Annotated in this window: 24 protein-coding genes and 1 riboswitch; of the genes, 10 read left to right on the top strand and 14 right to left on the bottom strand. The window is 40.7% G+C overall.

From position 1 onward, the window contains the following. Window positions 1–29: 29 nt before the first annotated feature. From ACOZ9X_RS17075 to ACOZ9X_RS17115, 9 genes are all read right to left on the bottom strand, one after another. Window positions 30–914, bottom strand: a complete 885-nt coding sequence (locus ACOZ9X_RS17075; protein ID WP_423419250.1) for an AAA family ATPase — start codon at window positions 912–914, stop codon at window positions 30–32. 171 nt (window positions 915–1,085) lie between these two features. Continuing rightward, window positions 1,086–1,859 (bottom strand): HAAS domain-containing protein, encoded by a 774-nt coding sequence (locus tag ACOZ9X_RS17080; protein WP_423419251.1) that lies wholly within the window; start codon window positions 1,857–1,859, stop codon window positions 1,086–1,088. Continuing rightward, complete coding sequence (locus ACOZ9X_RS17085; RefSeq protein WP_423419252.1) at window positions 1,856–2,188, bottom strand: PadR family transcriptional regulator; 333 nt, start codon at window positions 2,186–2,188, stop codon at window positions 1,856–1,858. Before ACOZ9X_RS17085 ends, ACOZ9X_RS17080 begins: the two co-directional genes overlap by 4 nt. A gap of 138 nt (window positions 2,189–2,326) precedes the next feature. Next, the gene (locus ACOZ9X_RS17090; protein WP_423419253.1) at window positions 2,327–2,503 is read right to left on the bottom strand and encodes a hypothetical protein; all 177 of its coding nucleotides are present in this window, start codon (window positions 2,501–2,503) and stop codon (window positions 2,327–2,329) included. 15 nt (window positions 2,504–2,518) lie between these two features. After that, window positions 2,519–3,253: a YdcF family protein gene (locus ACOZ9X_RS17095; protein WP_423419254.1), complete on the bottom strand. Its 735-nt coding sequence runs from the start codon at window positions 3,251–3,253 to the stop codon at window positions 2,519–2,521. Window positions 3,254–3,344: 91 nt separating this feature from the next. Further along, window positions 3,345–3,836: a hypothetical protein gene (locus tag ACOZ9X_RS17100; RefSeq protein ID WP_423419255.1), complete on the bottom strand. Its 492-nt coding sequence runs from the start codon at window positions 3,834–3,836 to the stop codon at window positions 3,345–3,347. Window positions 3,837–3,870: 34 nt separating this feature from the next. Then, window positions 3,871–3,953, bottom strand: a riboswitch (cyclic di-GMP riboswitch). Window positions 3,954–4,107: 154 nt separating this feature from the next. Then, window positions 4,108–5,547 (bottom strand): sodium/pantothenate symporter, encoded by a 1,440-nt coding sequence (panF, locus tag ACOZ9X_RS17105; protein ID WP_423419256.1) that lies wholly within the window; start codon window positions 5,545–5,547, stop codon window positions 4,108–4,110. Continuing rightward, window positions 5,544–5,837 carry a YhdT family protein gene (locus ACOZ9X_RS17110; RefSeq protein WP_423419257.1) on the bottom strand — a complete coding sequence of 98 codons (294 nt, stop codon included), beginning with the start codon at window positions 5,835–5,837 and terminating at the stop codon, window positions 5,544–5,546. The genes panF and ACOZ9X_RS17110 overlap by 4 nt, the downstream gene beginning before the upstream one ends. A 386-nt stretch (window positions 5,838–6,223) precedes the next feature. Then, window positions 6,224–6,472 carry a hypothetical protein gene (locus ACOZ9X_RS17115; protein WP_423419258.1) on the bottom strand — a complete coding sequence of 83 codons (249 nt, stop codon included), beginning with the start codon at window positions 6,470–6,472 and terminating at the stop codon, window positions 6,224–6,226. Window positions 6,473–6,904: 432 nt separating this feature from the next. Between ACOZ9X_RS17115 and ACOZ9X_RS17120 the strand changes: the two genes are divergently transcribed. After that, on the top strand, window positions 6,905–7,411 hold the full coding sequence (locus ACOZ9X_RS17120; RefSeq protein ID WP_423419259.1) for a transposase: 507 nt from the start codon (window positions 6,905–6,907) through the stop codon (window positions 7,409–7,411). A 127-nt stretch (window positions 7,412–7,538) separates the two neighbouring features. Here ACOZ9X_RS17120 and ACOZ9X_RS17125 read toward each other — a convergent pair whose 3' ends face one another. Next, window positions 7,539–9,512 carry a methyl-accepting chemotaxis protein gene (locus ACOZ9X_RS17125; protein ID WP_423419260.1) on the bottom strand — a complete coding sequence of 658 codons (1,974 nt, stop codon included), beginning with the start codon at window positions 9,510–9,512 and terminating at the stop codon, window positions 7,539–7,541. 255 nt (window positions 9,513–9,767) lie between these two features. Between ACOZ9X_RS17125 and ACOZ9X_RS17130 the strand changes: the two genes are divergently transcribed. After that, window positions 9,768–9,938, top strand: coding sequence for an aspartyl-phosphate phosphatase Spo0E family protein (locus ACOZ9X_RS17130; protein WP_082861519.1), 171 nt, complete (start codon window positions 9,768–9,770; stop codon window positions 9,936–9,938). 139 nt (window positions 9,939–10,077) lie between these two features. Here the strand turns inward: ACOZ9X_RS17130 and ACOZ9X_RS17135 are convergent, their stop codons facing one another. Beyond that, the gene (locus ACOZ9X_RS17135; RefSeq protein ID WP_423419261.1) at window positions 10,078–11,025 is read right to left on the bottom strand and encodes a nucleoside hydrolase; all 948 of its coding nucleotides are present in this window, start codon (window positions 11,023–11,025) and stop codon (window positions 10,078–10,080) included. Between the two features lie 76 nt (window positions 11,026–11,101). Next, the gene (locus ACOZ9X_RS17140) at window positions 11,102–11,518 is read right to left on the bottom strand and encodes a thiol-disulfide oxidoreductase DCC family protein (RefSeq protein WP_423419262.1); all 417 of its coding nucleotides are present in this window, start codon (window positions 11,516–11,518) and stop codon (window positions 11,102–11,104) included. A gap of 124 nt (window positions 11,519–11,642) precedes the next feature. Here ACOZ9X_RS17140 and ACOZ9X_RS17145 point away from each other — a divergent pair, with 124 nt between their 5' ends. From ACOZ9X_RS17145 to ACOZ9X_RS17155, 3 genes are all read left to right on the top strand, one after another. Further along, the gene (locus tag ACOZ9X_RS17145; RefSeq protein ID WP_423419263.1) at window positions 11,643–12,305 is read left to right on the top strand and encodes a DUF975 family protein; all 663 of its coding nucleotides are present in this window, start codon (window positions 11,643–11,645) and stop codon (window positions 12,303–12,305) included. A 203-nt stretch (window positions 12,306–12,508) separates the two neighbouring features. After that, the gene (locus ACOZ9X_RS17150; RefSeq protein WP_423419264.1) at window positions 12,509–14,134 is read left to right on the top strand and encodes a hypothetical protein; all 1,626 of its coding nucleotides are present in this window, start codon (window positions 12,509–12,511) and stop codon (window positions 14,132–14,134) included. A gap of 5 nt (window positions 14,135–14,139) precedes the next feature. Continuing rightward, a complete protein-coding gene (locus tag ACOZ9X_RS17155; protein ID WP_423419265.1) occupies window positions 14,140–14,835 on the top strand; it encodes an OmpA/MotB family protein in 696 nt (231 codons plus the stop codon). A 57-nt stretch (window positions 14,836–14,892) separates the two neighbouring features. Here ACOZ9X_RS17155 and ACOZ9X_RS17160 read toward each other — a convergent pair whose 3' ends face one another. Next, window positions 14,893–15,375: a hypothetical protein gene (locus ACOZ9X_RS17160; RefSeq protein WP_423419266.1), complete on the bottom strand. Its 483-nt coding sequence runs from the start codon at window positions 15,373–15,375 to the stop codon at window positions 14,893–14,895. 218 nt (window positions 15,376–15,593) lie between these two features. On the opposite strand from ACOZ9X_RS17160, the gene ACOZ9X_RS17165 reads away from it, so the two are divergent. From ACOZ9X_RS17165 to ACOZ9X_RS17185, 5 genes are read left to right on the top strand one after another with little or no spacing between them, the layout of a single operon-like run. Further along, window positions 15,594–16,139 (top strand): RNA polymerase sigma factor, encoded by a 546-nt coding sequence (locus ACOZ9X_RS17165; protein ID WP_423419267.1) that lies wholly within the window; start codon window positions 15,594–15,596, stop codon window positions 16,137–16,139. Then, window positions 16,140–16,895 carry a hypothetical protein gene (locus tag ACOZ9X_RS17170; protein WP_423419268.1) on the top strand — a complete coding sequence of 252 codons (756 nt, stop codon included), beginning with the start codon at window positions 16,140–16,142 and terminating at the stop codon, window positions 16,893–16,895. Continuing rightward, window positions 16,896–17,771 carry an ABC transporter ATP-binding protein gene (locus ACOZ9X_RS17175; protein ID WP_423419269.1) on the top strand — a complete coding sequence of 292 codons (876 nt, stop codon included), beginning with the start codon at window positions 16,896–16,898 and terminating at the stop codon, window positions 17,769–17,771. Beyond that, window positions 17,764–19,032, top strand: coding sequence for a hypothetical protein (locus tag ACOZ9X_RS17180; RefSeq protein WP_423419270.1), 1,269 nt, complete (start codon window positions 17,764–17,766; stop codon window positions 19,030–19,032). The genes ACOZ9X_RS17175 and ACOZ9X_RS17180 overlap by 8 nt, the downstream gene beginning before the upstream one ends. Window positions 19,033–19,047: 15 nt before the next feature. After that, the gene (locus tag ACOZ9X_RS17185) at window positions 19,048–20,178 is read left to right on the top strand and encodes a hypothetical protein (protein ID WP_423419271.1); all 1,131 of its coding nucleotides are present in this window, start codon (window positions 19,048–19,050) and stop codon (window positions 20,176–20,178) included. Between the two features lie 89 nt (window positions 20,179–20,267). Here ACOZ9X_RS17185 and ACOZ9X_RS17190 read toward each other — a convergent pair whose 3' ends face one another. Beyond that, window positions 20,268–21,137, bottom strand: a complete 870-nt coding sequence (locus ACOZ9X_RS17190) for an AraC family transcriptional regulator (protein WP_423419272.1) — start codon at window positions 21,135–21,137, stop codon at window positions 20,268–20,270. Window positions 21,138–21,218 lie beyond the last annotated feature (81 nt).

Here is a 21,218-nt window from a genome sequence, read left to right on the forward strand (position 1 = left end):
TTGTATGGGGTCTGACCCCATTTCCCAGCTTACGCGAACAGGGTTGCGGCGACGTTGGCAACGAGGGCGCGTTCGCGCGCATCTTCAAGCTTGTCTGCTATGGCGCGCTGGATAGCACGCTTCGCTGGCAAATATACAGAGAGATCGGCCGCATCTAGCAACGCGCGAATGGATGCTGCATCTTCAGACAGATGACCTGCTTTCGCTTGACCGATTAGATCAGATGACAGCTGAACAAACTTGGATAGTACCTCTTCGTCTTTTTGCTGAGATTGGTTTTTGAGCATTTCTTTTAACGTATCACCTTGAATGTAAGGCACTTCAATCACAACAAAACGATTTTTCAGCGCTTCGTTTAAAGGTACCGTTCCGATATATCCTTCGTTGATCGCGGCGATGACATTGAAACCAGGCTGTGCTTTTACCACTTCACCTGTGAACGGGTTAGCGATCGTACGGCGGTAATCGAGCATCCCGTTTAGAATCGGTAGCGTTTCTGGTTTTGCGATGTTGATCTCATCGATATAGAGAAAATGGCCGTTCGCTGCAGCTCTTGTGACTGGCCCAGGAATAAACTCAATCTCTTGTTTACCCTCGCTGTAGCTTAACGTCTTATGACCAAGAAGGGCTTCAGCATCAAGATCGACAGAGGCGTTGACTTGGTGAAGAGGTTGTCCGAACACGTTTGAAAGAAGCTCCGCAAGCTTTGTCTTACCTGACCCCGTAGGTCCTTTCAACAATACATTTTTTCCGAGAGCAAGTGCGATTACGGCATCCTCGATCAATGCTGCGTCAGGCGCTGTATATCCCTGCTCCCCAATTAATTCTTTATATTCATTTGGTAGATTTTCTAATCGTTTCGTTGCATCTTGCTGCAGTTTTTCTTTTATTTTAATCGGAAGTTGGAGATTCATATCAAATTTCCTTTCTCTATCAGTGATTTCACTTTTAATGAAAACCACAATATCTATCAACAGTATTTCCACTTATTTGCTGTGTAAAGCCTTACACAATGTAACATTGTAAGCTTTTTCAGTGCAAGTACGATGTTTGGTAACCACATTTTACTCAGAAAAAAGAGCCGATCATCTAAATTCGGCTCTCTTTTTTGCTTTTTTAAACGTATACACGTTATAGACAATAAGTGTTACAAACAACACGCTTATTGTTAAAATAGCTTTCGTTTCTTTTTCGAATGAGGTTAGACTGATTAAAAATTCTGGTAGGAAAAGAATGGTGGGAATTACGATTGTAAACCAAGTTTTGCTCCATAAAGCGATTCCTATAAAGATGGCGATGGCAAGGAGCGCCGCGATACTGTTTCCTGTTGCTCCAAGCTTTATAACAACCGGAGTTTTATATGCATCGTTTGCAAACAGAAGACCTAAAAAGAACAGAATCGGCAGACTTCCTAAGATAATAGTGGTGATGATCGTCTTAGTTTTGGAAAGCTTTGTGCTCGCTAAGAACTTGAACATTTTTAAATAAAAAAGCACGAGTATGATACAAACGGCAGGATAACCAATCACTTGGAGCAACGTAAACTGCACACCTTCTCTTATAGTATCGCCCAGCAAAATATAGGCGAAAACACCGAGAACAATGATCGGCAAGTAAGAAAGCCATTTAAAATCGAATGACATTTCGTTTGAGAGCTGCTCCATATAAGCTTTTGGCGAATAGCCGATGATGTGAGAGACTGATTTCCCACGCTTTTCCGCTTCAATCAGATGATCTTCCAACTCTTCTACGATCTCTTTTACCTCTTCATCTTTTTTTCCACTCGAAAATAAATAAAGTCTAAGATTATCTAAGAAATCTTGACTTTCCGCTGTTAACGTATGTTTTAGCGCACTCATTTTCTGCTTCCTCTCTTTTGTAAGATTTGATCAACCGAATGGCTTAATTGGTCCCATCTTTCAATAAATGCTTGGAGTTCATCTTCACCTTTTGGGGTAAGTGAGTAATACTTCCGTCTTGGCCCCGCCGTTGATTTTTTTAACGTTGTGGTAACGAGTTTCTCTTTTTGCATACGTATAAGTAGTGGATAGATCGTTCCTTCACTCGTCTGTTGAAATCCGTATGATTCCAACTTTTCAGCTAACTCATAGCCATAAACTTCACCTTCGTTGATGATGGCTAAAAGACAGCCGTCGAGAATTCCTTTTAACATCTGAGTGTTCGACATGTGGCTACACCTCATTTCCACTATCTTGTATTACAAGGGTTATAGATAAAAAAGAATACCTTGCATAACAAGATATACCATTAGTATATGCGGCACTAACTTGTAATGCAAGGTATTTGTGTTAATTTATTCCAAAGTTTATTTCTGTTTGTTCATGAGCTCCACCACATGAGGTTTCGGCTCCCAACAATTGAACTGATAGTCTGGTTTCGTTTCATACCCAAGACGCACGCAGTGATAGCGCATCCCTTGATTTGTTTTTTCAGATTTGAAATTTATACAAGTCGCACAGCAATGGTATTTATTTTTGTCCATGGAAGCCTACCTCCTCTATTTGTCAGTAAAGTAACTTTTAATGATCGCCATGTACTCTCTAACATGCGCTTGTGGAACAGAAGAAACTCTCAACGGCGATCCAAGTCCCTCCGCCTCAATGCCAACACGTTTTGCGATCATCTTTGTTCGAAAAAGGTGAAAATCACTCGTTACAATAAGCAGCTGATCGTTTGGTTGTATCATCTTTTTTGTATATAAAAGATTCTCATATGTACTCGTTGCTTTTTCTTCAATCTGAATGGAGTTTGGTTCAATTCCATTTTCAACGAGATAGTTTTTCATGATAGATCCTTCACTCGTCGTTTTACCAAAGCCAAGACCACCGCTTACAATGAATCTAACATTTGGATGTTCCTTGGCGTAGGCGAGCGCTTGATCTAGTCGACCTTTCAGTACAGCACCTGGTCGATTGTTCTTCGTTCCTCCACCAAGTACGAGGATTGAATCTATCTTGGAAGAAACCTTCTCTGGGTCAGTGTTGGCAGATGTTAGAATAAGAGTTTCTAGCGTTGCTGCAAAAAGGATAGTTGTGATTAAGACAATCAGTGTCGTTTTTTTGTACGTGTTAAATAGTTTCATAGCTGAGTTGTAGCGGAAAAAAAGGATGAGAAAAAGAGCACCTAACAAGAAAAAAACCGCAAGTCCCATATCCATGTTGGTCGTTTGAATGAGCATGGCTGTTGCGTATACAGCAAAGAGGATCCCTAGGGTTAAGAATAGTTTTTTCATAGTGTTGTCTCCGTCCATAGATTTTCTATATTCTAGGATATCAGAAAAAGAAAAAGAGCGGAGAATAAGATTCCGCTCTTTGTAAAAGTTATTATTTTTTGTTTATATCAGACTCTTGGATTTCTTTTTGAATGGCTGAAGAAATGTCGGCCTTTTTTTGCTCAGAAGAACGTGTCGCATCAGTGTTCATGTTCTCTGTTTTTTTATTAACGGCTTCGTTCTTTCTTTTCGTGATCTCTGCTAATTCTTGTTTATAGTGATTTTCAAGTTCTTTCTTCTTGTCTTGAATAATCTTTTCTTTGTTAGAATCCAGATCCTTCTTGGCATCTGCAATGATTCCTTTTACCGCTACGTTCACATTTTTCAGCAAGTCATTCTTTTCTTTGTTTAACTCACTCTCGATCTCAGACTGGTACGTATATTCCATGATCTTATTGTATAAGTCATTTGCAAGGTTTGGGTTTGCCGCATACGCAGATGTCGTACCTACACCAAGTGCAAATGTAGTTGCTAAAACAATCTTCGGCCATTTCTTAGCTGCCTTCTTCTTCGTGTTGAATTTTTCTTTACGTGAGATTTCCATAATAAATACCCCTTCCTTTATCTAGAGAACAAATAAAGAAAGCGGTCGGTTGCGCTACTAGCTTCAGTTATTCCAAGCGCCCACATACAGAATAACCTTCACAGCCCCACACTTATCTAATTATATTCTGATATAAAATTACCACCGAGTTTATTAACTGTAAATGGGTATTTAGTAAGATATTACTATAAATTGTTTTTTTAGTATTTTATTGTAGTAAAGAAGTAGGAAATGAAAGAAGACAATGTCCACTGAGCGTGGACATTGTCTTCTAGAATGTATTTGTATGGGGTCTGACCCCCTTTGTGAAACTCCCCACAATGTAGGCAATTAAGGAAAGCACGATCGGCAGCACTACCGTGTGCATGTCCCATAGATTTGGATAGTAAAGGTGAAGGAACATATATGATCCTACCCCTACGATTAATGAGGCAATGGCTCCATTTGCGTTTCCTCTTTTCCAATATAGCCCCAATACGATCGGCCATATGAAAGCTGCTTCTAATCCTCCGAACGCAAACAGATTCAGCCAGATCAGCAAGTCTGGCGGGTTGATCGCCATAGCGAATACGCTCAGTCCGACAACCGCTGTTATCCCAAAGCTCAATTTTTTCACAAATTGCTCTTCGGCATCTGGTTTAATGTAATTGATGTACACGTCTTTAATTATTGCTGAACTCACGAGTAAGAGCACGGAGTCAACCGTTGACATGACAGCAGCTAAAGGCGCTGCCAATACGATACCAGCTAACCACCCTGGCAATACTTCGAGTGCTAAAAGCGGCATGACTTTATCCGGCACTTCGATTCCCGGTAGCACCACTCTTCCGAACACACCAGCGAGATGCATACCTAGCATGATGAATCCCACAACGAACGTTCCGATGATCATCGCTCGATGCATCGCTTTTGCATTTCGATAGCTCATCGCTCTGACCGAAATTTGCGGTAAGCCTACGACTCCAACACCAACCAAGATCCAAAACGATGATACGTAAAGAGGAGTTAGCGATTGATCGGAACCATAAGGTGTAATCAAGTTCGGGTTCTCCGCTCGTAATTCGCTCATGATGTTCTCGATGCCTCCACCTGCGATAATCGTACCGGCCAATATGATGACGGTTCCGATGACCATAACGACTCCTTGTATCGCATCTGTGATTACAACCGCACGGAAGCCGCCAGCAATTACATACACGAGGACAGAGGCAGAGAAAATGAAAAGCGCTGTTGTATACGACACACCGGTAAACGATTCGATTAACCTTCCCCCGCCGACCCATTGAGCGGCCATCGCAGAAAATAGGAAAACAACAATGCTAAGTGCTGATAAAATTACGACCCACTTGCTTTCATAACGGGCTTTCAGAAAATCGATCAATGTTACCGCGTTGATCTTTCGTGCAACGATAGCAAACTTTTTACCTAGTACAGCAAGGGTGAAATACCCTGTCACAAGCTGCGCCATGGCGAGCAATACCCAGCCTAGACCTAATTGATAGGCTGCACCAGGTCCACCAATAAAACTCGACGCACTTCCGTATGTCGCGACCATTGTCATCGCAAGAACAAATCCACCAAGTTCTCTGCCTGCTAAGAAGTAATCTTGTAAAAAGGAAGGTCCACTTTTAATGTGCCGAGATGTATAGATACCTACTAAAAAAACGGAGATCAAGAAGAAAGCTAAAGGAAGAATCACATCCCAATTCATTGGACATCTCCCTCCTCATTCTCGTTCGTTTCATCAAGTTCAAACGGAACCTCTTTAAAGAAAAACTTTACCATGATCCAAACTAAAATAGTAAAAACAACAAATCCTACGATACAGCTATAAAAAAACCAAGCTGGAAAGCCAAGTATGTACGTGTATTCTTTAATAGGACGTCCCCCTAGACCGTAAGCGAACGCATACCACCAGATAAAGTTCAAAATGGCGAGCACTGTGCCCATGATGGCTTCTCTATTCGATACACGGTACCGCCAGTCTGTTCCCTTTTTCATTTCCTTAACCCCCTGGAATTTCAGCACATAATATAAGTCCACTCATAACTATGGCAAATTCAATTCTTCTTGTCGAGTCCTTTCGACTTTATGAAATTTTCTATTTCTTCTCATGATATCCCTGTTTTAGTATGTGTAAAAGTAAAAAAGAGCACCTTTTAGGTACTCGTAAATCATCTTTATTGAAGTAAAAGGAGCGTATGCACCGAGCATGTTCGTCATATCTTGTTGGTTCAGTTGAGGAATTTGGCAATAATGATTCTTATTCTCCCAGATTGACAATTCGTATGCCATCTCGATACAGATTGATCGTTTAATTCTGTAACGCTTTGAATAGGTTTAACAGGTTGCGCAGGTTTCAAATCATATACAAAGATTATCTTGAATCATCTTGTCAGACTCTGTACGCATTGCTGGATCTTTTCCTGTCTGAAAAGCTTGTTCACACGCGTTATTTTCTTTTGTAATGTGCTGATAGTGACGATTGAGCATCGTTTTGAGCTCAAATTCTGAACATGCCCTTTACACAATGTATATAAGTTCAATGTACCAACGATGCCGCTTAGCATCTCATGAACATCAAACATCTCATGTCCACCATGGTTCATCTGGGCAGGCACTTGTCCAGTCTGCATGTTTTAATCGTGAAATTCAGGATTATTGTTCCCGGATTGAGGATTCATGCTTTGTTGATTTGAATCTTGATTCATCATTCATACCTCCGATTTATAAAATACGAGGTTATTGTAGAAAGGAATAATCTACTTTTTTTCATAATTTCCGAGGAAATATGATAGAAAGTCTGATGAAGAGACGTAGTTCGACATTATTTAAGAGGGGTTATTCGCTAAAATTGGATACCTTTCTAAAATGACATGTTTCGAACCGTTTGCATTTCAAAACCGGTATAGGAATTTTGCTTGAAAACAGCAAGGAAAATAATTTTTTTGGGGTCAGTCCCCATTTCCCAGATTCACTTTCAACCCTTATAATGAAGATACGATTGAAAGGAGGTGAAAAACATTCCTAGATCCCCTCGCATTTGGTATCCAGATGCTGTTTATCACGTGACTACTCGCGGAAATCGCAGGGAACCTCTTTTTTATTCCCATTTGGATTTCCATCGCTATTTAAAGATTTTAAGTCACTGTGTTAAAAAGCACGATGTCGAGCTCTTCTCGTATTGCCTCATGACAAACCACACTCACTTACAAATATTGTGCAGCAAGTCCCCACCAGGAGATTTCATGAAAGAATTAAATGAAACGTACGCAATGTATTTCAACAAGAAATATGAACTAACTGGACATGTGTTTCAAGGTCGATACGGAGCAGAATTGATCGAAGATCGATCACATTTACTAGATACGAGTCGCTACATTCATTTGAACCCTGTTTCTGCCGATTTGGTCATGTACCCTCTTGAATATCAATGGAGCAGTTACCGCTATTATGTAACCCCATCGGTGTGCCCTTTCGTACACACCTCAACCCTTCTTGAACAGTTTAACCATTTGAAATCTCAGTACAGAGATTATGTTGAGAGTAAGATCACTCCTGTAGTAGAGCTTTAAGCCTTTTATTCTAGATGTAAAAGTACACTCTTCCCCTTTTCAAAAGTCAGTACTAGCAAAAAAAACCGTATTTGTCTTTTTGGAAAAGACAAATACGGCACAAATGTAATTGTATGGGGTCAGACCCCTAGAAGGTGAACCGCTGGACGTGGTTGCGCATCTGTTCAGCATACTGTTCGAGCTGATCCGCTAGATTGTTCAACTGCTCCATCGATGCTGATTGCTGTTCAGCTGATGCAGATACCTCTTCCGTTCCAGCTGCTGTTTCTTGCGTGATCGCCAAGATATGCGAAGCATTCTCAAGCAGTACATCCTTTTGCATCGTCATTTCGTCAACAGACTGAATCACGTCTTGTAATGCTTCTGCATTTCCTTTAACTGCAGTCGAGATCGCAGAAAAGCTTTGTTCTGTCTCTTCCACTGCTTCGCTTTGCGAAAGTATAAGAGCTGCAGCTTCTTGAACTTGACCGACGGTGGTTTCCGTTACTTGCTGCATATCCGTGATCAATGCGCTGATATCTTTTAAGGAAAGCTCGGTCTGCTCTGCAAGTTTTCTTACTTCATCCGCAACGACCGCAAAGCCTCTTCCAGATTCTCCAGCTCTAGCTGCCTCAATGGCTGCGTTTAGTGCTAGTAGATTTGTTTGATTAGCTATATCGCTGATCGTTAGAACGATCTGCTGAACGCTGCCAGATGTTTCATCAAGTCTTTTAATAGAAGAAATCATCTCTTTTGTCATTTCTGTTGTCATCAGAGACTTCTCTTTTAGGACGCTCACCTTTTTCACACCTTTCAACGATTCTTGATTCATTTGTTTTGTTGCTTTTTCGATTCTTTCGCCATGTGCATGAACAGTACCGATACGCTCAGCCAGCACATTAGCTGCTTTTGCATTCTGATCCATCAGCTCTGCTTGATGAGAAGAGCCAGCTGCGATCTGCTGCATCGTTGTTGAAACTTCTTGTGCAGATGCTGAATTTTCTTCTGCACTCGCAACGACCGTTTGAGACGCATCCGTCACATGATCGGTAATCTGAGCCATCTCTCTGATCAACGTTCGCATCTGGGTAGACATATCATCAAAGCTTGTAGCCAGTTCACCGATCTCATCTTTTCTTTGTATAGAGACGCTCGCCTGCAGATTTCCATTTCTGATCTCATGCATCGCGTTCTTCAGTTGGTTCACCGGTACTGTAATTCTTCTTGAAACGAACACCGAAATAATGGCCGCCACTAAAAGAGTGATGAGTAAAGCGATTCCGATCGGTAAAAGGATAACATAAGCCTTTTCCTCAAACTCACTGAGCGCGACAGTTCCGGCTAGTTTCCAACCGGTTGTATCGTTTTTCGTGTAGCTGACCACTCTATCTTCACCATTGATCTTTGTCGTTAACGTTCCATTTCTTTTAGTAATAGCTTTATAAAAAGATTCTTTTGTTGCGCTTTTCCCCAGTTTTTTTTCATCTGGATGTACCATATAATTCCCCGAATTATCGATGAGAAGAGCATAACCGGTATCCCCAATTTTCACGTTTTGCATCAGCGTTAAAATATCATTTACTGCGATATCAATCGCTGTTACACCCACGATTTTCCCGCTGTACTCAACGGCTTTTACAGCTTTTACAACCGGACGATCTGTCGCTTCATCGATGAAAGGATCTGTCCAGAACACTTTAGTAGGATCCTTAGTTGCCTGTTGATACCACGGCGTTAACGTCATGTCCTCAACCGGTGATGCAGGAATCGGATACATGACTACTTCCTTATCATTTGAAATAAAATAGCTGTTCATGATCGCTTCATTTGCTAGATGATAGTCTTCAAACTTAGAGATGATATAGTCCGGGCTATCTCCTTTTGCATGAAGCTTAATCGTAGCGGAATCTGCATATGCCGATACAAAATTTGCGTTATCTCTCAAAAAACCGTTGAGCGTCTCATCTAGATCGTGCATACGCTCAGATGTATTCTCTGATGAATTTTCGACGGTAGTTTTCTTACTGAACAGATAACTAACTCCGCTCACCACGACCCCTGTCATAATAATGAGCAATATAAAGGGCACAAGAATTTGCCTCTGTAGACTTTTTTTAATCATTTCTTCCTCCTGCAGTTACTTTTTACTAGACAGCAAAAAGTATATCGACAGAAAGCTACAAAGTTTTACAGAATTAGAGCAAAACTTGTCTACCTGAGTAGTACAATACGAGCAAAAGTGTAATTGTAAGGGGTCTGTCCCCCTATATGTGTAAAAAAATAATAGACTTGACACAAAATATGGTATATAATATTTACAAGATTTACCGATATTAATGGTGCAGAAGTGGTTATTATATTAGAGGGGGAATGGACCATGAGCCGAAGCAATGCTCTTGTCTTAACTACAGAGATAGACGCCATTCGCACGACCATGTATGAGGTAAGTAAAAAGGTTAATAGTCTTGCAGATCCGCTTCTTGTTCAACTGAGCCAGATTCTAGACGAAAAACTAAACAAACTAGATCAAATTAAAAATTGTGCTTAATCTCATAAACTACTATTAAAATTTAAACCGGTGTCCAATTGTTATGTGGGACGTCCGGTTTTTTATTATGACGAAATTTTTTAAAAACATCTTTCTATAAAACAGGTGCTCTAACGGTTCGATTTTCTATATTGAAACGCTACGAAAACGTTTCTCCCGTCATGATGCTCATAAAATCTCTGAAAAAATAACTATAATCAAAATCAAACGCGATTCGATGTCTTTTTTCTTCGTCCGCAAACTGCGCATACGGCCGAACATCGGCAATGCTCTGTCCTCTTGCCGTATTGCCGTCTTGGAGCACAATATGTACCGGAAGCGACTTATATGTGAACATATCTTCTCTTATGCACGCCATCAATGTAATCGCATCGTGAACAGGACTTCCGAGTATTTCTGGGTTTCTGCTTTTGTAAAAGTTGTAATAAAAGTCGAGCATCGGTTTTAGAATGGGCATTTTACCTTTGTAATCGATATAATTCACCATTTCAGGAGTGACAACGGCCCGATCGGTAACATTCAACGGGATGATCGTCACGTTTTTGGCATACGTTAACACGATTCTGACCGCGATCGGATCTCCATAAAAATTTGCTTCTGACACTGGTGTTACATTTCCTGGCACCCAGAACGCTCCGCCCATGATATAGTAAGCTTTTACTTTTTTCATCAGTGATTGAAACAAAATAAACATAGTAGCCAAAGAGGTCAGCCTGCCAGCATTCACGATGATGAGTTCATCTTGGTACTGTTCGATCAAATTTACGATTTCAAAAAAGTTTTCAATGAATCCTTCAGATATACCAGGATCTATCGGACCTAGTCCGTACACACCATGCACGTCTGGATAGAAAATGGGTTTTTCCCCTGTCATCGGAACTTCTGCTCCGCCAATCACCCTAACATTTTCCGGAAAGTTAAATGTTTTAGCAATAAATTTTACATTCGATACCGTTTGTTCTCTCGAAACGTTGCCATAGTCCGCTACAACTCCAACAATATCTATTTCATCGCTAAAAAAAGCATAAGCTAGTGCAATCGTATCGTCGATTCCAGCATCACCAAAGAACAGAACTTTTTGTCCCATCGTGCAGTTCCCCTTTTTAGGCATTTATTCTATCCTATTGTGTGATTTGCAGTCTTATGAAATTTGGTCGTGAAAACTATTGCAGAAATCTATTTCGAAGTTCAGGTGTGGGAATCATACAACTCTCTTTTTGCCCGAACCATTTATAACGATTATTGGCTACCTTTTTATAGATAGCATTGCGAATTCCCCGTGGTGCAACTATCATATACCTTCCCAGGTTATATGGGAATTTCAGAAACTCTGAAACTTTTGCTACGGCATCTGATTCTGTATACACCACTCCGTCACTAACTAAAATAACAGAGTTTGTTTGTTCGGGATCTATATTGTGCTGCGATAACAATTTTTGTCCGGCTTCTGACTGGATGGCTGAGAACTTTAACTTCTCACTTTCTTCATGTTTCAGGATAAATTGCACGCTTCCATTACAAAGATTACATACTCCATCAAAAAGAAGCACATCCGGTGTTATTTCTTCATTACTTTTCACTCTATAGACCTCCTCTAACATCCTCTTTCCACTAGTCTACTATTAATTTTCATGAAAACGCATCTTTCCGCCTTTTAAACCGTAGTATAAGGATAGGACAACTTTAGAAAGGTGATACTTCATCATGAAAAATAAAGAAATTAAACAGCAAGCTCGTCTTCAGCTTAAAGGACAATGGGGCACTGCCGCATTTTTTACGTTGTTGTTCTCGAGCATCTTTTACCTCATCCCACTCATTATTGAAGTGAATTTGAGTGGTGGTTGGAGCGCTTGGTTGAATCAACCTGCCGACGAACTTAACGGACCGACATTCAGCACGTTCATCATCACACTCGTCTTACTGCCATTATATATTGGATACCTGTGGACTTTTTTATCAGTGATTCGTACGGGTGAAAAAATCACCGTTTCGAGCCTATTTCAAGCGTTCTCTGAAATCAGTGCGTATATCAAAATACTGGGCACTTATCTCGTGATGATGGTGTACTTAATTTTGTGGTCTCTTCTTCTTCTCATTCCCGGAATCATAAAAGCGTTCAGTTATTCCCAAATATACTTTGTTTTAAAAGATCATCCAGACATCGGCATCAACGCAGCGATTAAGAAAAGCCGCAAGCTGATGGACGGTTATAAGTGGAAGTTTTTCGTTTTACAGCTAAGCTTTCTAGGCTGGGGAATTCTTTGTATCTTATCACTCGGCATCGGTTTCTTTTGGCTCGCTCCATACATGAGCACTTCGTACGCTGCGTTTTACAACGACCGCTTGGAAAATTACAAGAGGGATTAAGGGTACACTTGTCTTTGAAATTAATTTGTCTACTATGAAAACAATTAACCCCAAAAAGTTCTCCCCTGAAATGTCCATCTTAAATGGACATTTCAGGGGTTTTTGTATTTGTTTGGGGTCAGACCCCATTTCCTTAAATATTTCCCGACAGTAGGACATATCTATCAATATAGGACAGTCAGACAAGACATCTAAGGGGTGGCATGATGGATCAACTTACTATAATCGTTGTCGGGGTCATTGGGTTTCTCGTGTTTATGGGGATTGTGGGTCATACACAAACCGCCTATCACTTTCGCAAATGGAACAAAGAACTTCAGCAGCTTGAAACCAATAAAGAGCAGCAGCCATATTCCCATTGGCTGCAACGCGTTACAGCGGATTACAAACAGTTTCATCTAGCAGGAGTTCCGCAGCTCAACACGCAAGCACTGATTGAAAAACATCTATACAACGAACGCATTCCGCTGCTAGGCGTCTTGCGGGTACCCGTCGGCAATATCCAAAAGCTGCTCAACCAGTTGCCGTCCTTCACGATTATTCTTGGCGTACTTGGAACGTTCGTCGGACTTACGCTCTCTCTTTTATCGATGCAAGATACGCTCATGACGCTCGGTACGCAGCCTGCTGATTCTAACCTTACGCTGAATTCGATCATCTCCTCCCTCACCGCACCGTTTGAAGGGATGAGTGTTGCCTTTTATACGAGTATTGCCGGGATTGGCGCCGCACTGCTGCTCAATTCCATTCAATCAGGCTTTTTCTCGCAAGGAACATCACTTTCTTATATGCAGAACAAACTTTTAGCCGATTGTGAAGTATATCTGGATCACAACATCAACAGCGACCTGATCAACGACAAGCCACAAGATTCGGTTGAGCGCCTTCTCGATCGCCTAGCTTCGCGCGTCGAATCATCATTCGATAAAACGCTCGGTGAGTTCGCATCACAGATGGTTAATTTTACAGCCGGTCTTCAAAAAGCGATGGAAGACGTGAACGGAATTTTTGAAGCACAGCGCGAGCACGCAGAGAAGTTCGGTGCATCCGCTACACAGCTTGATCAGTTCGGCCAGAGGTTCAACGAGACAACAAAAGAACTCGGAACCATCCAAAAAACAGTCGATACGAGTATTAACGCACTTGCTAAAAACATCTCTTCTTTCGAGCAACAGCTCAAAACGAGCAACGACCGTCACACACAAGGTCAGCAAAAGTTTGAACAACTCATCCAACGCTCTGATAAAATGCTGCAAGAAGCACAGCGTCGGTCTGAAGAACATGCGCAATCAATGCTTCGCGGCATGCAAGAACAGCTGCAGCACTACCAAAATCAGCATGATGCGCTCGAAAATCGTCTCGCTCAAAAACAAGACGAATGGCATTACCGCTATGCTGAAAAACAAGGTGAATACGGTCGGGCAGCTGCTGACTTCGCTTCAAGCGTTGGCCAGCTCGAAAAAGGATTTTACGCTGCGGTCGAACATATCAAACGAGATTTTACAGATCAGGTTCGCAATATCATGGACAGTCAGAGTCGTCAGCTCGCTTCTGCCCTAAACAACTCACAAAATCAAAACAGCCGCGATGATGATATGCGCGAGCTCGCACGAACGCTCGAAAACCTGCACCACGGCTTAACGCGAAGCATCACCGACAACAATCGTACGCTCTCTGACATGTATCACCTCATGCAGCGCATTTACCAAGCTGCCATGAACCAATCATCCAACCAAGTGATCTATGAAACACGCAGTTCTCGCGCAACTGAATACGTCGAAGATGAACGCATGCCAGAAGTCTCGCCGCAAAATTTTAGGAGACGGTGATCGGTATGAAGGCGCGTAAATCTTACTACAACGACGACAGCCAAGAAACGCAAGAAATCTTCTGGCCAAGTTTTACCGATATGATGGCGATGATGGTGCTCGTTATGGTCTTTATCGCGATCCTTGCCTATGTGCAGAGCATCTATAACGCGTACGACCAGGCACAGATCAAACGCGAACTTGGTCAGGTGGCAGAGGTAAAAAAACACATCTCTGACTTGATTCAAAAACAGCTTGAAGAAAACGTTGGAAAAGATAAGATCATCCGTGGACCTAACAACACGATCTCTGTAGAAGGAAACATCCTTTTTGATACCGGAAGTGCCGATATATCAGCAAAAGGAAAGCAAGTGCTCGACCCGCTCGCTGACGCTCTCGCCGCGATCATTGAGGAAAAAGACATGAGTCAGTATCTGTATATCATTCTGATCGAAGGTCATACTGATTCCGTTCCGTACGACAACTGGTCCCTCTCCACTCAGCGCGCGGTCGCGGTCGTTGATTATCTTGGAAAAGCAAATCCGAAACTCGCTAAAAAGGAGTACGCGCAATACTTGGCCGCAACCGGATATAGCGAATATAAGCCGATTGCAGAAGGCAACTCTTCTGACGCCTTACAAAAAAACCGCCGCATCTCGTTTCAGATCATTTTGGACGACGACAAATGGCAGAGCAAGCTCAAGGAAATTGTTGAGCAATAATAGAATTTAATAAGCACAAAAAAACGAGCGGTACACTTCGCTCGTTTTCTTCTGCTATTAAGCTTCTTTTTTACGCAACTGACGCTTGAAATATAAAAAGACCGGAAGTGGAATGAGTATAAACCCCGAGCTTTTTACAATTTTATTCATCGCATTCCTTTTCTCCTGCAACTTTTCGTTTTCAATCATCATCTCGTAGTCTTTCCGCATCTCTTCATCCGTCTTCTTACTAGGCACCGGATTTCCGTTTTCATCAAATACTGTTTCCGCTAAACCGAGCTTGTATTCTGCAAAACTAGCTTGATACGTGTTTGGACTCACAATATCGGCCACGCTCATAAATACGCTAATACTTCCTCCAATCGTTAGCAAAAGCGTCGTAAACAACACCAAATATATATACAAATGTCTGAACATTTTCTCTTCCCCCTCCTCATCATAAGCTGTTTTTGACTTCACAGCTGCAAGCGCCACTCCGACAAAGAACAATAATACGACCACTGCAAAGTACACCAAGTAATCTAAATCAAAATTAAACATATCTTCACCTAGCTTTCTATTAAAAAATGGCTATGTTAACAAAGCTATCCTTCTTTCAATCTTCTATTATTTGCTATTACTATATAATTCTCCTTTAACCTCATAAATGATTCTATAATGAAAATGGAAATATTTTTATAAAAAGTAAAACTATTTATCTTTCCTTTACGAATATATGAGCAAGACAACCTTTTTAGTCTGGAAGTGAAGAGAAAATCATGATGAAGCAAAAAAGATGGATCAGCTCTGTTCAAAAAAGAGGCGATCAACATGCAGCGAATGAGCTAATCTCTCATTACTATCAATCAATCTATGCCTATGTTTATAAACAAACGTTGAACAAAGAACTATCACTCGATCTAACACAAGATATCTTTATTAGCATGCTTCAATCTATTCAACAGTTTGACGAGAAAAAAGCATCTTTCAAAACGTGGCTATACCGAATCGCAACTTACAAACTTGTAGATTATTTCAGATCTAAAAACTATACATATGATCGTTCAAATGACTCGATGGAAGGTGTTGATGTGGCTACACCTTCAGATTTCACGCTGCAATTGGAATGGAGAGAAGACATCGAAAAGGCGGCACGACTTATAAACACGTTCCCTATCATTGATCAGCAGATTCTGCGACTTAAATTGTTTGGCGAGCAAACGTTCATTGAAATCGCTAGTTCTCTTGATATGCCGGAGTCATCTATCAAAACAAAGTATTATGCTGCAATAAAAAAATTGAAGCAGCGAATGGAGGCTGAATAAATGGAGAAGCAAAAGTTTAACATCGAGTATCCAACAGATTCCGAAAGACAAAACCAATTATCATACATCGTTTCTGTTGGTTTAACAAAACCAAAATCGTTTCTAGCTTATCTTCTTGAGATGTATCAACAGCTTGGCTTTCGCTATTTATTTCGAGATGCCACTGAAATTCTGTTCACGATCTGTTTAGCGCTAGCTTTAATGCTGTACGGCATATTTTCACTAAAATCATCCATAGACACGCAAGATTTGTATTCGTTCATCTTTACGCTGTCTCCAATTTGTTTCTTTGCCCTATCCTCTCTATTCTTAGTGCGCGCTTTAATGAAAGACACCTTTTCAGTAGAGATGACCTGTAAGTACCATGTTTTCCAGCTAGCCGCTTTTCGCATGTTAATTTTTAGTCTGCTTACGATGGTTATAAATATTGCGTTGATCATCGTACTATCGTTCCTGTTTCAATCGATAGAAATTCTAGATGCATTGCTGTTATCTTGCAGCTCGTTAAGTATATTTTCGGTTCTTTACCTGTACGTCTTACGCCATGCAAAAGGATCGTACGCTACGTATGTGATGATGACAACCTGGCTGATCGTGAATGTTCTCCCGGCGTTCTTGAGTCAGAACATGTACAGTATGTTCCTAACTCATGTACCGGCTTATGTATATGGCATCACACTCATCATCAGCATCGTGCTCTATGTAAAAACGTTAAAAAAACTAATCTCATTTCGAGGTGCAGAAGGAGTTTTATAAATGTTAATCGTTGAAGACGTTACAAAGAATTTCGGTCAGTTTCATGCACTAAAAAATATTAACCTCGAGTTTCATAACGGTGTGTATGGATTGTTGGCACCGAATGGAGCGGGCAAGACAACACTGATTAAGATGCTCACGACCCTCTTGTTTCCGACAAGCGGAAACATTCGTTATGAAGGAGAAGATATTATTAAGATGGATGAAAGATACCGCGAGATAATCGGTTATCTTCCGCAGGAGTTTGGTTATTACAAAAATTATTCGCCTACATCTTATCTGCTTTACCTTGCTGCGTTAAAAGGAATCCACCGAAAAACAGCGATTGCTCGAGTTGAAGAACTGCTTAAAACCGTAGCACTCGATCATGTGGCAAATAAAAAGATGAAGAAGTTTTCTGGTGGGATGATTCAGCGTGTTGGAATCGCTCAGGCCATGTTGAATGACCCAAAGATTCTGATTCTAGATGAGCCAACAGCTGGCTTAGACCCTAAAGAACGAGTTCGTTTTCGTAACCTGCTCACGAACCTGGCGCGTGATCGTATTGTTATTTTATCAACGCATATCGTGTCTGATGTAGAGTCAATTGCAAACGAGATCATCATGATCAAAAACCAAGAAGTGTTATTCAAAGATACCGTCTCTAACATCTGCCGCAAAATTGATGGCCTCGTTTACGAGACGGAAGTGAGTTATGAACAAACAGAACAATTTCGGACGACTTACCTTACTTTGTCTGAAAAACAAGAACACGGAAACATGCACATGCGTTTCTTAACTGAAGATACAGCTAAACCGCATTGGAAACCTGTTCATCCGAACTTAGAAGATGTCTTTTTGTATATCTATCAAGATGGAGTACTATCCGATGATTAAACAGCTTGAATTTAAAAAAATTATTTCGTCCCCTATTATTCTAGGATTGTTCGTACTCTTTCTTTTGTTTAACTGCTTTCTCATTTATGAGCAATCATCCATTCGAAATGATATGAAATCACTTCAGCCAATCGTAAAAGAAACTGGAACGCTAATGGATGAAGAGGGACGTAAAAAGCTACAGACGTCTTATGAACAAGATTTGCATACTTGGAATGAGCTCTCACAGAGAAAAACTGGAGACACCTATCAAACCGCAGTGGACTTTTATAAACCAGAGCTCTACTATAGTTTGATTGAATCAAAAATCTACTCAAAAGAAGAACTGCAAGACATCAATAAACTCGCAATAAAAGAAACGTATGTGAACTCCATAAAAGAGATTGAGACGAAGTACAGCACTTTAAACGTCATGGAAAATGCAGAAGAAGGCATCCGCCTTTTCGGCTTGGGAGGTGCTGCAGCTGAAAAAGTTCGTGCTCAATACAAAGCTTTAAAACCACGTGTAGAAGAGCTTATCCAAAACAGAGAACATCTTCACCTATTCTTTCATGGAAAGATGTTTGGTACACATTCTTTTCTTTTTAAAACGTTATTTGGGTTTATGCTTTTTCAAGCGATGATCTTGATCGTTTTGTTTACTGCTTTTATCGTGAACTATGAATTTGAACATAAAACATACTTAGTCGCTTATGCAACAAAACGCGGCAGAAGATTAATGTGGGATAAACTTCTTGTGTCGATCTTCACATCAACACTTTTAACGGTCACTCTTCTCGCTATGACACTGTCCGTTTATTTTATAGTGTTTGACTATTCTGGTCTTTGGAACGTACCGATTAGTACAGGGTTCTTAATCGAATTAAATAATATACCTCTTATTAGCTGGTGGAACGTCACGTTTATCCAATATCTATTAATGTCATGTAGTTTAGTTGTAATCTGCCAAATACTATTTGTGCTGATTACGTTTTGTCTCTCCATGATGATACGCAACAGTTACATCGTTTTCACTCTTTTTGGTGTTGTCTTTTTAGCAGGTCTTTATATTCCGAGCCTCATTCCTAAGGACAGCACGATGCTTCTATACACGCACTTCTCTCCTTTTATTCTCGTGATGAGCGTGAAGAAATGGTGGATGGAAAGCGGAGTTTTTACGACGTTCAAGTATTATGAAATCATTACGGTAACAGGATGGTTACTTGCTTTACTGCTCACAGCGTGGCTGTTCATCAAACGTTTTGCCAGAGAAAATATATAGATAGGACGCGAACTTATGAGAATCGTAGTGAATGAGATAAGAAAGCTGTTTACCGTAAAAATCATCTGCCTGCTGCTTTTAGTCAGCTTCATCGTGTATCAACAGTTTATTATGTTTGAATTTAAGCACTTTCCCAACGGCAGACCACTTTTAGATGATTTCCGAGCTACACAAAAAATGCTAGTTGATTATGGCGAATCTATGGATACTGAGGAATTTAAAGATTTCAAAAAAATTAAGGAACAAAGAATAGCAGAAGCGACAGCATATCTGAAGTCACATGAAAAAATGGTCGCTGCAGGTATTGATACATATGAAAAATTTAGCAACATGGATCTAAAAAACGAAAAACTAGCTGCGCTGCACAGCAAAATCATTTTTGAAGACTATGTTGATGTTTTTTGGGAGATTCAAGCACGCGATGGGATCATTGACAGATATGAGCACCCTGAACGTTATAATGAGCATGAACTAACTCCAAAACAAAATGCACGTATGGATGCATTGGTTGAAAATGGATCAACAAAGGCGATATTTACGTTTATGGTATTTGAAAACTACAATGTTTTAATTAAATATGTAGCCATTCTCATCTTCTTAAACATCATGATTATCCTGATGCCACTATACATTCGGGACAAGCGAAATCACGTAGAGCTTCTGCAGTATACATCAAAAACAGGACGCAGCCTTTTTTCACATAAGCTTCTTACTGGCTTAACTGCATCCATGATCATTATTACCGTTCAGCTCGCTTTTTTCTTTTTCATGTATAGAGGCAATGACACGAGCATGTTCTTTCCACTGCCGATAAACTCTATATTTAACATCTTTGTTTCCTGGTATGATTTAACCTTTATTCAATATATTGTTCTTACTGTTATTTGTGTCTATCTGTTAGGAATCGCGTTGGTATTGGTCGGAGCTTGGATATCGAGCATCGCTCCCAATTATATGACGAGTGTAGGTCTGCATGTCCCGCTAGCCTTCTTGGTATTTGGAACAGGTACTACCTATCTTATTGAGAACCTGACTACGATTTATTTAAATCCTCACCTCGTACCTATTTCTTTCTTTATCATTCTAGTTCTTAGTTCGCTATTGTTTTTGTGGCGTTATCGAAGAGAAAAAGTGAAGAATATCTAAGTAAGGGGAGCAGCACTGCTAATTTACGCAGATGCTGCTCTCCTTAAAAAAGCATCAGCCACTTAGCCGATGCTTCCTATCATACTGCTTTATTTTTTCTTAACCGGCACCCAGATCTCACTTCTAAATGTAGGTGACGTCGTATCTTTATCTGCGTTCCAAAGAATTTCGGGTCCTTCTGTTTGTTCGTACGATGATGATGGAAACCATTCTGAATAGATGCGTCCCCACACGTTCTGCAGCGTTTCTGGAAACGGACCGACCGCTTCAAAGACTGCCCATGTGGATGGTGCCACCTTCAGTTCCGACAGATTCTCAGCACAAACACTTGTTGTTGCTGCCCCAATATAATGATCAAGCTCGCTGTTCTCTATCGTCCTCTCCAAAAAGTTCGTTGACGCACTGATTAAGCCACTTGGCTCTATATTCGATAACTGCTTCAGCTCACTAATCATCTCTGGTGTAAGGCTCTGCCACATCGCGACGATTTCCGGATTTACCCCTTCAAATACGAGGGGTACTCGTTTTTTAAGACCCACAATAGAAAAGGCCTCTTTCTCAACGATACGATAGTTCATTTCACTTCCTCCTTTTACCGATAATTGAAAGGACATGCGCGGAAAGGCTTTGAGTGAATGACCGTTTTTACGAGCTTCTGAAGGTGTGATACCATGCAGCTGTTGAAATGCTTTTGTAAAAGAGTCAGGTGAAGAATAGCCATATTTCACAGCCACATCAATCACTTTTACGTCGCTGTTCTGCAACTCAAAAGCAGCAAGAGTCAGCCGTCTGCGACGAACGTATTCTGAAAGTGGAATTCCTGCCAAAAAGGAAAACATTCTTTTAAAATGATACTCTGAACAATACGCACGTCTCGCTACTTCTGCAAAGTCAATCTCATACTGAAGATGCTCCTCCATATACTGCAATGCGTCGTTCATACTCTTAAGCGAATCCATCGACAACGCCTCCTTTCAAGTAAAGAATAACAAGGGGAAGAAGTTGACACCCGACATTCTCTGTATTCAGTTTAACGGATT

This window comes from Fictibacillus nanhaiensis (genome assembly GCF_049537595.1).
Classification (GTDB): domain Bacteria; phylum Bacillota; class Bacilli; order Bacillales; family Fictibacillaceae; genus Fictibacillus; species Fictibacillus nanhaiensis_F.

What these genes read in the sequence shown, in the direction of transcription:
- ACOZ9X_RS17075 (WP_423419250.1), bottom strand. Translation starts at nt 914, where the DNA reads ATGAATCTCCAACTTCCGATTAAAATAAAAGAAAAACTGCAGCAAGAT.
- ACOZ9X_RS17080 (WP_423419251.1), bottom strand. Translation starts at nt 1,859, where the DNA reads ATGAGTGCGCTAAAACATACGTTAACAGCGGAAAGTCAAGATTTCTTA.
- ACOZ9X_RS17085 (WP_423419252.1), bottom strand. Translation starts at nt 2,188, where the DNA reads ATGTCGAACACTCAGATGTTAAAAGGAATTCTCGACGGCTGTCTTTTA.
- ACOZ9X_RS17090 (WP_423419253.1), bottom strand. Translation starts at nt 2,503, where the DNA reads ATGGACAAAAATAAATACCATTGCTGTGCGACTTGTATAAATTTCAAA.
- ACOZ9X_RS17095 (WP_423419254.1), bottom strand. Translation starts at nt 3,253, where the DNA reads ATGAAAAAACTATTCTTAACCCTAGGGATCCTCTTTGCTGTATACGCA.
- ACOZ9X_RS17100 (WP_423419255.1), bottom strand. Translation starts at nt 3,836, where the DNA reads ATGGAAATCTCACGTAAAGAAAAATTCAACACGAAGAAGAAGGCAGCT.
- panF (WP_423419256.1), bottom strand. Translation starts at nt 5,547, where the DNA reads ATGAATTGGGATGTGATTCTTCCTTTAGCTTTCTTCTTGATCTCCGTT.
- ACOZ9X_RS17110 (WP_423419257.1), bottom strand. Translation starts at nt 5,837, where the DNA reads ATGAAAAAGGGAACAGACTGGCGGTACCGTGTATCGAATAGAGAAGCC.
- ACOZ9X_RS17115 (WP_423419258.1), bottom strand. Translation starts at nt 6,472, where the DNA reads ATGCAGACTGGACAAGTGCCTGCCCAGATGAACCATGGTGGACATGAG.
- ACOZ9X_RS17125 (WP_423419260.1), bottom strand. Translation starts at nt 9,512, where the DNA reads ATGATTAAAAAAAGTCTACAGAGGCAAATTCTTGTGCCCTTTATATTG.
- ACOZ9X_RS17130 (WP_082861519.1), top strand. Translation starts at nt 9,768, where the DNA reads ATGAGCCGAAGCAATGCTCTTGTCTTAACTACAGAGATAGACGCCATT.
- ACOZ9X_RS17135 (WP_423419261.1), bottom strand. Translation starts at nt 11,025, where the DNA reads ATGGGACAAAAAGTTCTGTTCTTTGGTGATGCTGGAATCGACGATACG.
- ACOZ9X_RS17145 (WP_423419263.1), top strand. Translation starts at nt 11,643, where the DNA reads ATGAAAAATAAAGAAATTAAACAGCAAGCTCGTCTTCAGCTTAAAGGA.
- ACOZ9X_RS17150 (WP_423419264.1), top strand. Translation starts at nt 12,509, where the DNA reads ATGATGGATCAACTTACTATAATCGTTGTCGGGGTCATTGGGTTTCTC.
- ACOZ9X_RS17155 (WP_423419265.1), top strand. Translation starts at nt 14,140, where the DNA reads ATGAAGGCGCGTAAATCTTACTACAACGACGACAGCCAAGAAACGCAA.
- ACOZ9X_RS17160 (WP_423419266.1), bottom strand. Translation starts at nt 15,375, where the DNA reads ATGTTTAATTTTGATTTAGATTACTTGGTGTACTTTGCAGTGGTCGTA.
- ACOZ9X_RS17165 (WP_423419267.1), top strand. Translation starts at nt 15,594, where the DNA reads ATGATGAAGCAAAAAAGATGGATCAGCTCTGTTCAAAAAAGAGGCGAT.
- ACOZ9X_RS17170 (WP_423419268.1), top strand. Translation starts at nt 16,140, where the DNA reads ATGGAGAAGCAAAAGTTTAACATCGAGTATCCAACAGATTCCGAAAGA.
- ACOZ9X_RS17175 (WP_423419269.1), top strand. Translation starts at nt 16,896, where the DNA reads ATGTTAATCGTTGAAGACGTTACAAAGAATTTCGGTCAGTTTCATGCA.
- ACOZ9X_RS17180 (WP_423419270.1), top strand. Translation starts at nt 17,764, where the DNA reads ATGATTAAACAGCTTGAATTTAAAAAAATTATTTCGTCCCCTATTATT.
- ACOZ9X_RS17185 (WP_423419271.1), top strand. Translation starts at nt 19,048, where the DNA reads ATGAGAATCGTAGTGAATGAGATAAGAAAGCTGTTTACCGTAAAAATC.
- ACOZ9X_RS17190 (WP_423419272.1), bottom strand. Translation starts at nt 21,137, where the DNA reads ATGGATTCGCTTAAGAGTATGAACGACGCATTGCAGTATATGGAGGAG.